The sequence below is a fragment of the Micromonospora parastrephiae genome (assembly GCF_016802865.1).
Lineage (GTDB): Bacteria > Actinomycetota > Actinomycetes > Mycobacteriales > Micromonosporaceae > Micromonospora > Micromonospora parastrephiae.
Genome location: NZ_JAEVHM010000205.1, coordinates 1 through 9,115, shown reverse-complemented (window position 1 = coordinate 9,115; position 9,115 = coordinate 1). Strand labels below are relative to the sequence as shown.

The window sequence follows — 9,115 nt, the reverse complement described above, 5'->3', positions numbered from 1 at the left end:
TCGGACGCTGGAGGGTGGGGTGGGGTGGGGTGGGGTGGGTTAGGTCCAGGTAGGAGGATTTGGCAGGCTGGTAGGCGTGCGGTCAGCTCGGCGTGGAACCAGCCGCGCAGCTCGGCCATCGTCTCGCGGGGGTACACGTACTTCACCGCGCCGAACTTGCCGTGTTTGCGGCTGCGCGACTCCTCGTCCATCTCCAGTCGGGTACGCGGATACCAGCCGAGCAGCACCTCCTTGCTGCCGGGCGTGAACCGGTGGGTGATCAGCTCGGCGGTCAGGTCGAGCTCGGGCACCCCGTCGACCGCCGCGGCGACCTGGGCGAGCAGTTCGCCGTAGCGTTCCCGCCAGTCGGGCAGGGCGATGATCGGCGCGATGGTGAGCCCGACCGGGTAGCCGTCGAGCGCGAGTCGGCGTAGCGCGGCCAGTCGCTCCGGTACGCGGGCGGTGCCGCCCTCGAACCGCTCGCTGACCGGGGCGCAGTTGACGCTGAACCGGACCCGGGTCCGGCCGGCGTGTGGCAGCCCGACGAAGGTGTCCACGTCGGCGTACTTCGTGGTCCAGCGCAGCTGCACCGGCGCGTCCCAGTCGGCGAAGTGCTGCACCGCGCGCCGCCAACTGCCGGTCAGGTGTTCCAACGCGAGTGGGTCGGTGTAGCAGGACGCCTCGAAGGTGGTGCCCTCGTCGGCGCGCCGCGCGTTGCGGCTGGTCACGGTGCCGCGCCCGACGTATTCGGCCAGCCCGGCCAGGATGTCGTCGAGGTCCGCGTACACCCGGGTCACCGGCGGGCCGGAGAGCGAACCGGCGAGATAGCAGTACTGGCAGTGCGCCGGGCAGCCCTCGGCCAGGTCGACCCGCCAGTCGGCGCTGGGCGCGATGGGTTGCAGGGCGCGCCGCGAGGGCGGGCTCACCACGATCGCCATGGTCGCCTTGGCCCGGGCGTACGTCTCCCGGTCGGTCTGGCCGCGTACCCCGGTGAGCCGGTTGGATCGCAGGTGTTCCACCTCGATGCCCTGCGCCCGCACGCGGGCGATGATCCGTTGGCCGTGGGGGTGTTCCAGTGCGGCCGGCGTGACCACGACCCGGCGTGGGGTCCAGCGGCGCGCCGGGTGGGCCGGGGGTGCGAGCCCGGCCAGGTCGCGGATGGGCACCCGCTCGCCGCTGGCGTCGTGTGGCGCGGCGGGTACCTCCACGGCGAGTGGCTGGTCGACGTCGACGGCGTCCGGGCTGGTCATCCGGCGGGGGTACCCGTTGCCGCAGGAATCCCACCCGATCGGCCGGCCTGCGATTGACGCCACCCGGCGACAACGCATAATCTCTCGTCTATCTGTAAACCTTGTGAACAGATTTCACGTCGACGCGGCGGCGCGCGTCCCGACCGAAGGGACGATCAGGTGATCGCAGAACTCTCCGTCCGTACCAGAAGGATCCTGTCGGTGTTCGTCGCGCTCGTCGTCGCGCTGAGCGTCGGCCTCGCCGTCAACGCCTCGCGTCCCGCGCAGGCCGCGCCGACGTTCAAGGTCCTGGCCTTCTACAACGGCACCTGGGACGCCGCCCACATCGACTTCGACCGCGACGCCCGCGCCTGGTTCCCACAGGCCGCCGCCCAGTACGGCTTCTCCTGGGAGGCCACCACCAACTGGAGCCTGCTGAACACCGCCAACCTGGCCCAGTACAAGGTCATCATGTTCCTCGACGACGCGCCGCCCACCGCGCAGCGCGCCGCGTTCCAGCAGTACATGCAGAACGGCGGGGCGTGGTTCGGCTTCCACGTCAGCGCGTTCACCACCAACCCGTCGAGCTGGAGCTGGTACTACAACACCTTCCTCGGCACCGGTTCGTTCCAGACGAACACCTGGGGACCCACCCGGGTCACCATGCGCGCCGACAACCGCAACCACGCCGCCACCCGGAACCTCCCGGCCACGTTCCCGTCCTCGGTCAGCGAGTGGTACTCCTGGAGCAACGACCTGCGGCAGAACCCCAACATCGACATCCTCGCCTCGGTCGACCCGTCCAGCTTCCCGGTCGGCACGGACCCCAACCAGTCCTGGTACGGCGGCTACTACCCGCTGGTGTGGAGCAACCGGCAGTACAGGATGCTGTACGCCAACTTTGGCCACAACGCGATGGACTACAGCACCAACACGGGGTTGTCGTCCACCTTCGACAGCCCTGAGCAGAACCGGCTCCTGATCGATGGGCTGCACTGGCTCGCCGGGGTCGGCACCGTGCCTCCGACGACGCCCCCGCCTACCGACGGCCCGATCTCGCCGACCGCCTGGCACACCGTGGTCAACCGGGGCAGCGGCAAGTGCGTGGACGCGCGGGCCGCCGGCACCGCGAACGGCACCGCCATCCAGCAGTACGCCTGCAACAGCAGCGCCGCCCAGCAGTACCAGTTCGCGCCGACCAGCGGCGGCTACCTGCGGGTCAACAACCGCACCAACAGCGCCCAGGTGCTCGACGTGACCGACAGGTCGACCGCCGACTCGGCACCCGTCCAGCTCTGGTCCTTCAGCGGCGGCAACAACCAGCAGTGGCGGGCGGAAGCCGAGGGCGGCGGCTACTACCGGCTGGTCAACCGCAACAGCGGCAAGTGTCTCGACGTGCCGGGAGCGTCCACGGCGGACAGCGTCCAGCTCGTCCAGTACACCTGCAACGGTACGGCGGCGCAGTCCTTCCGGCTGGTGCCGCAGCCGTAGGTCCGAAGGCGGTACCGTCCCGCCGGCACGAGTGAAGGCGAGGGGCCTCCGTCGACCGGGCGGAGGCCCGCCTCGTCGAGCGGCTCGACGCGCTGCCCGGTCGGGTCTTCGACGACATCGCGATCGGGCTGTTCGAGGTCGAGGTCGACGGGAACGGCTGCTTCCGCGATTCGTCCCACCGTCGCCGGAAGTTCTCTTCATTCATCTCCGAAGGTGCGGAAAAAACCGCCAGGATGACGTACCTTCATCGTCATGTGGAAACTCCTCGATGTGTCGCGCCCGCGGGCTGCGCGCAGGATCGTGATCGCGGCCACACTGGCCGCCGTCGCGGTGGGCACCACCCCCGGCGTCGCCCAGGCGTACGCCAGCTCCGCCAGCGGCACCGTGAACACCGCCGGCACGGCGTTGAGCGTCCGCTCGGGCCCCGGCGCCACCTACGACTCCTGGCGTACGGTGGCTGACGGCGCGACGGTCACGCTGCTCTGCCAGACCACGGGCCAGTCGGTCACCGGCACGTACGGCACCACGACGACGTGGGACTTCCTCTCCAACGGCGGGATGGTCTCCGACGCCTACGTCTACACCGGCTCGGACGGCCAGGTCGTCGACAGCTGCGTCTACGTGGGCGACGAGCCGTCGTCCAAGACGAACCCGCGCTCGGCCAACGGCGCGATCGACTGGGCCTTCCAGCGCAACGGCTCGACCTCCTATGAGAACCTCTGCCTCGCCTTCGTCGCCCAGGCGTACGGGTGGGGTGGCTCGGGGTGGAACACCGCGGAGATCGGCGGCGACTGGGAGAGCAGCCACGGCTACCTGAAGACCTCGGGCATCCCCCCGCGCGGCGCGCTCGTCTGGTACCACAACTCCGTCGGCAGCGGGCACGTCGCGATCAGCCTGGGCGAGGGCAAGGTCATCGGCACCTCGGTGGGCGGCGGCGTCGGCGTGGCCGGCTACCTCGACCACGACTCCTACCGCGGCTGGTCGGTCGCCTACCTGCCGGCCGCCTGGTGACCCCACGGATTCCTCGAGACCTGGAGAAGCGATGCTGACGAGAAGACACCTGCTACGCTCGCCGCGGCAGCAACGATCGGCGGCGCGGCAGCCGGGCAGGTGCTGCCGGCCCCCGGCGCCGCCGCCCTTCCGCAGGTCGACATGGAGGCGCTGATCAAGGCCGCGCAGATCGACCCGCGCCGCGCGGACACCGCCATCACGGCCGGCAGCAGGGACAGCGTGCTGCTGGTCGAGCGTGCCCTACGCGATCGAGGGCTGCTCGCCGACACCTACGTCGACGGCCACTTCGGCACCAGCACCGTCGCCGCCTACGCCGCCTACCAGCGGTCCCTCGGATACTCGGGGCTCGACGCCACCGGGCTGCCCGGCCCGACCTCGCTGCAGCTGCTCGGTGCGGCGCGGTTCGACGTGATCCGCGTGCTGAACCCGGGCAGCACCGTCACGTTCCGCTCGGCCCAGATGAACACCCGGACGAAGGCGATGCTGCTGGAGGCCGAACGCCTGCTGGGTGGCCAGTTGACGGTCACGCAGGGCTCCTACAGCACCAGCGATCCCGACTCCGCCGGCACACACGCCGGCGGCGGCGCGCTGGACCTGTCGGTGAGCGGCATGTCGACCACCTACCGGACCACCGTGGTACGGCAGCTGCGCCGGGTCGGCTTCGCGGCGTGGCTCCGTACGCCCAGCCAGGGGGACTGGCCGTACCACATCCACGCGGTCGCCCTGGCCGACACGGACCAGTCCGCTCCGGCCCAGCATCAGGCCGGTGACTACTACCTGGGCCTCAACGGCCTGGCCAACCGGGCCGCCGACGACGGACCCGTCGTATCGCCGAAGGTGACCTGGGAGGAGTACCTGCGAGGCTGAGTGCGTGTTGGGGACCGAGTTGACGCTCGCCCCTCGGGTCGGCGGCCGGTAGCGGCGGGCTCCGGCAGGAAGCCCAGGTCGATCCGCAGCGAGGCCCGGGTCCCGGCGTCCAACGACTCGTACGCCTCGACGAGCCGCTCGTTGGCGGCGAGGAAGCCGGCGGCGTGTTCGGCCGGGGGCAGCGCGTCCCAGTGCTGCCAGACGCCGCGGTTGAAGTCGTCGTCCGGAGCGGGCGCGCCCGTGCGCGCGGCGGTCAGCGCCGCGAGGTTGATCTCCGCGCCGCTGCCCAGGTGGCTGAGCACCTGCGACACCTGCCACTCACTGGCCCCGGAGGGCCGGAGCAGGTCGTCTTCCTTGAGGTCCCGAACGAGCGCGGCGAGTTCCTCGTGACCCGCGCGCAGAGCGGTGATGATCTGGTCGGCAGTGCTGGACATGGCTCTCCTCAAGCGGACTCTCGACGGTCCTGGGGGCACTACCGGACGGGGGCCGCCGGCCGGACACCCACGGTCGGGGTGGTTGGCCGGCGGCCACGTCGCTCGGCTCAGCCCATGTGCACGGTGTTGCCGGTCGGGATGTCCTCCTTGCGCACCTTCACCAGGACCAGCGTGGCCAGCCCGGCGAGCACGATCAGGGCGGCGCCCCAGGCGAACGCCACGCGGTAGCCGTGCACCAGCGCCTCGATCTGGTTGACCGGGTTCGGCGCCCGACCGACCAGGTACGCGGCGACCGCGCTGGTGTAGAAGGTGTTCAGCAGCGCGGTGCCCAACGAGCCGCCGATCTGCTGGGTGGCGTTCAGCGTCGCGCTGGCCGCGCCGGCGTCGTGATTGGGCACCCCCACCAGGGCGAGGCTGGACAGCGGCACGAAGGTGAAGCCCAGACCCATGCCGAGGACGACCTGGGCGGGCAGCAGGAGGGTGAGGAACGAGGTGTCCACGTCGATCTGGGTCAGTACCAGCATGGCCGCGGCGGCGAGCACGGCGCCACCGACCATCAGCGGCTTGGCGCCCACCCGCGGCATCAGCTGGCTGGCGCCACCCGCCGCGATCAGCACACCCGCGGTGACCGGCAGCGACGCGAGCCCGGCCTCGAGGGGCTTGTACTGCAGTACCACCTGGAAGTAGAAGGTCAGGAAGAGGAACGCGCCGAACAGGCCGGCCCCGATCAGCGTGGAGGCGAGGTACGCCCCACCCCGGTTGCGGTCCAGGATGATCCGCAGCGGCAGCAGCGGGTGGTTGGAGCGCAGCTCGATCACCACGAAGGCGGCGAGCAGCACCACTCCGGCGGCGATGAACCCGAGCGTCGCGGTGGCGTCCCAGCCGTCCTCGGCGGCCTTGGTGAAGCCGTACACCAGGGAGACCAGGCCGGCGGTCACCACGACCGCGCCGGGCACGTCGTAGCGGGTGTTGCCGTGTGCCCGGCTCTCCGGCACCAGCGGGATCGCGAAGGCGATGGCGATGGCGGCCACCGGGATGTTGACCAGCAGGCACCAGCGCCAGTCGGCGTACTCGGTGAGCACCCCGCCCAGCAGCAGACCCACCGCCGAACCGCCGCCGGCGATGGCGCCGTACACCGCGAATGCCTTGGCCCGCTCGGTGGCCTCGGTGAACAGGACGGTGAGTAGCGCCAACGCGGCCGGGGCGAGCAGCGCGCCGAAGGCGCCCTGCAACGCGCGGGCGGCGAAGAGCATCCCACCGGTGGTGGCCAGACCGCCCAGCGCGGAGGCCAGCGCGAAACCGGTCATGCCGACCAGGAAGGTGCGCTTACGGCCCCAGTAGTCGGCGATCCGGCCGCCGAGCAGCAGCAGGCCACCGAAGGCCAGCGTGTAGGCGGTGATCACCCACTGCCGGTTCGCGTCGGTGATTCCCAGGTCGGCCTGGGCCTGGGGCAGGGCGATGTTCACGATGGTGGCGTCCAGGACCACCATCAGCTGCGAGATCGCGATGACCGCCAGCGCGATCCAGCGCCGCGGGTGCGGCGCGCCTGTCGACGTCCCGGCGCCGGATGCGCCGGGGGCGGTCGAGGTAGTTCCGGGCATGGTGAAGCCTTCCGTGTTGCGTACGTCGATGGATCAGGCCTGGGACGGGCGGTCGGCGTGGTAGCGGAGCACCGGGATCAACACCTGGTCGACGACCTGGGTGAGGAACGCGTCATCGGCGGGCAGGCCGTGCGCGACGATGCGGGACATGGTGAGCGCGGGCGCCAGATCGTGGAACAGCTCCCGTTCGCCGGCCTCGGGTGGGATGTCTCCCCGGGCGGCGGCCCGGACCAGGATGGCGGTGCTGGCCACCCGCCCGGCGGGTAGCACCTGGTGACGTACCAGGCGCTCCAGTTCGGGATTGGTCCGCATGGCGAAGGTCAACGCCTGCATCAGGTCGCAGTCGGCCACGCAGATCGCGGCCGTGGCGCGCAGCAACTCGATGAGGTCACCGCGCAGGGAACCGGTGTCGGGAGGGTTGTGCACGCCGACGTGTCGGTCGCGCAGGGCGGCGACGACCAACTCGGCCTTGCCGTCCCAGCGTCGGTAGATGGTGGCCTTGCTCACGTGGGCGCGGGCGGCGACGGCGTCGATGGTCATCCGGTCGAAGCCGACCTCGCGCAGCAGGTCGAGGACCACGGCGAACAGGTCGCTGTCGGAGCACCGCGCGCTCCGGGCCGCCGGAACTCCGGCACCCGCACCCACCTGCTGACCGCCCAGCATCCCGCACCCCCGTGAAACGATGTCGTACCGACCCTAGTGCGCAGGTCGGCGTTCGTGCAGGGTTTTATGACTTGCGTCGCATGGGGTGGACGAAACGATTACGTTTCTCTCCCTCGCCGGACGGATGAACGCTCCTCCAGGCGGTCGGAGTCCGCCGCTGAGTTCACCGAGCCGGTATGACGATTCCGCTATGCCGGACATCGGCGGCCGTCGTCCTAACATTCACGTACATCAATGGCCGGCGACCGGGCGTCGTCGGACGACCGCAGGGGAGTGCGTGATGTACCGACGACAACTGAGACGAACGGCGCAGGCCGTGCTGGCGGCCGTGCTGGCGGTGGCCGGCGTGCAGCTCGCCAGCGGCGCGCCGGCCGCCGCCGTGCGGACCGTCTACTACGACGCGAGCCGCACCGGCGAGTTCCGCACCAACTTCGACCAGGCGGCGCAGATCTGGAACAGCCGGGTCAGCACCGTCCGCCTCCAGCCCGGCACCCCGGCCAGCATCACCATCTACGTCGACGACGGCTGGCCCCGGGCGCAGCCGACCGGCCTCGGCTCGGGCCGGATCTGGATGGGCCGCACCGCCGTCAACCAGGGGTACGACCGCAACCGGATCGCCGCCCACGAACTGGGTCACATCCTCGGCCTGCCGGACCGGCGCACCGGCCTCTGCACCGATCTGATGTCCGGCAGCAGCGCCCCGGTCTCCTGCCGTAACGCGAACCCCAGTTCGGCCGAGGCGTCCCGGGTGAACTCGCTGTTCGCCGGCACCCTGGCCGCCCCCGCCGCCGGCATGACGTACACCTGGAACGAGGCCGGTGACATCGGCCCGACGGTCGTCGGCGGAAGGCCGGCCTCGGAGAACTACCCGTTCATGGTCTACGTCTCCGGCTGCACCGGCACGCTGGTCAAGGCCAACTGGGCGGTCACCGCCAAGCACTGCTCGACGCCGTCCTCGGTGCGGGTCGGCAGCGTCAACCGCACCAGCGGTGGCACGGTGGTCGGGGTGACCCGCGCGGTCAACCACCCGAGCGTCGACGTCAAGCTGCTGCAACTCGCCAGCCAGGTCAGCTACGCCCCGGCTCCCATCCCGAGCACGTCCGGCGCGGTCGGCACCGCCACCCGGATCATCGGCTGGGGTCAGACCTGCCCCCGGCCGGGCTGCGGCTCGGCCCCGGCGGTCGCCAACGAGCTGGACACGTCCATCGTGGCCGACAGCCGGTGCTCCGGCATCAACGGCCCGTACGAGATCTGCACCAACAACACCAACGGCACCTCCGGCGCCTGCTACGGGGACTCGGGCGGGCCGCAGGTGCGCCGGGTCAACGGGGTGTGGAACCTGATCGGCGCGACCAGTCGGGCCGGCAACAGCAACTCGACCTGCGCCACCGGCCCGTCCATCTACGTGGATCTGCCGTCCATCCGGTCCTGGATCTCCACCCAGGTCGGCGGCCTACCGGCCTGACCACTGTGGAGACCCGGTGGTCGGGGACGTGACACGCGTTCCCGACCACCACGCCGATGTGTCACCCACACGTGACCGTCATGCGGTACCGTGCCTGGCACATCGACACATCCGAGGTGGGGCCCATGCCTGCTGTCGTCGCCCTCGTGCTGACCCTCGCCCTGGCGCCCGCGCCATCCCCGTCGACCACCTCGGGGCCGGTCGGCGACCTCCTCGGGGGCGTCGGGCAGATCGTCGACGACCTGCTCGGCGGCGGTGCGGCGCCGAGCACCTCCCCGACGCTGGCGCCCAGTGTGGCCCCCACCCCGGGCACGCCGGCGGTCCCCAGCCGGCCGGGCCCGGCGGTGTCCGCCAGCGCCGCGCCGCCAGGTCGAC

Annotated in this window: 8 protein-coding genes and 2 pseudogenes; 6 read left to right on the top strand and 4 right to left on the bottom strand. The window is 71.1% G+C overall.

Annotation, left to right across the window (positions count from 1 at the left end):
- Positions 1 to 1,229: spore photoproduct lyase family protein (locus JNW91_RS26735; RefSeq protein ID WP_203178161.1), on the bottom strand; the 1,229-nt coding region annotated here is incomplete at its 3' end.
- Positions 1,230 to 1,388: 159 nt separating this feature from the next.
- On the opposite strand from JNW91_RS26735, the gene JNW91_RS26730 reads away from it, so the two are divergent.
- From JNW91_RS26730 to JNW91_RS26720, 3 genes are all read left to right on the top strand, one after another.
- A complete protein-coding gene (locus JNW91_RS26730) occupies positions 1,389 to 2,699 on the top strand; it encodes an RICIN domain-containing protein (RefSeq protein WP_309244494.1) in 1,311 nt (436 codons plus the stop codon).
- A gap of 252 nt (positions 2,700 to 2,951) precedes the next feature.
- A complete protein-coding gene (locus tag JNW91_RS26725; protein WP_203178160.1) occupies positions 2,952 to 3,710 on the top strand; it encodes a hypothetical protein in 759 nt (252 codons plus the stop codon).
- Between the two features lie 99 nt (positions 3,711 to 3,809).
- Complete coding sequence (locus JNW91_RS26720; RefSeq protein ID WP_203178159.1) at positions 3,810 to 4,577, top strand: peptidoglycan-binding domain-containing protein; 768 nt, start codon at positions 3,810 to 3,812, stop codon at positions 4,575 to 4,577.
- Here the strand turns inward: JNW91_RS26720 and JNW91_RS26715 are convergent.
- The 3 genes from JNW91_RS26715 to JNW91_RS26705 form a co-directional block, all read right to left on the bottom strand.
- Positions 4,484 to 5,011 (bottom strand): maleylpyruvate isomerase N-terminal domain-containing protein, encoded by a 528-nt coding sequence (locus JNW91_RS26715; RefSeq protein WP_203178158.1) that lies wholly within the window; start codon positions 5,009 to 5,011, stop codon positions 4,484 to 4,486. The genes JNW91_RS26720 and JNW91_RS26715 overlap by 94 nt on opposite strands.
- Positions 5,012 to 5,118: 107 nt before the next feature.
- Positions 5,119 to 6,612 carry an MFS transporter gene (locus tag JNW91_RS26710; RefSeq protein WP_203178157.1) on the bottom strand — a complete coding sequence of 498 codons (1,494 nt, stop codon included), beginning with the start codon at positions 6,610 to 6,612 and terminating at the stop codon, positions 5,119 to 5,121.
- A 33-nt stretch (positions 6,613 to 6,645) separates the two neighbouring features.
- Positions 6,646 to 7,275, bottom strand: a complete 630-nt coding sequence (locus tag JNW91_RS26705; protein WP_203178156.1) for a TetR/AcrR family transcriptional regulator — start codon at positions 7,273 to 7,275, stop codon at positions 6,646 to 6,648.
- A gap of 124 nt (positions 7,276 to 7,399) precedes the next feature.
- On the opposite strand from JNW91_RS26705, the pseudogene JNW91_RS34090 reads away from it, so the two are divergent.
- From JNW91_RS34090 to JNW91_RS26695, 3 genes and pseudogenes are all read left to right on the top strand, one after another.
- Positions 7,400 to 8,029, top strand: a pseudogene (locus JNW91_RS34090) (snapalysin family zinc-dependent metalloprotease); the annotation flags it as partial.
- A gap of 18 nt (positions 8,030 to 8,047) precedes the next feature.
- The gene (locus tag JNW91_RS34085) at positions 8,048 to 8,740 is read left to right on the top strand and encodes a S1 family peptidase (protein WP_407664388.1); all 693 of its coding nucleotides are present in this window, start codon (positions 8,048 to 8,050) and stop codon (positions 8,738 to 8,740) included.
- 125 nt (positions 8,741 to 8,865) lie between these two features.
- A pseudogene (locus JNW91_RS26695) lies at positions 8,866 to 9,115 on the top strand (hypothetical protein); the annotation flags it as partial.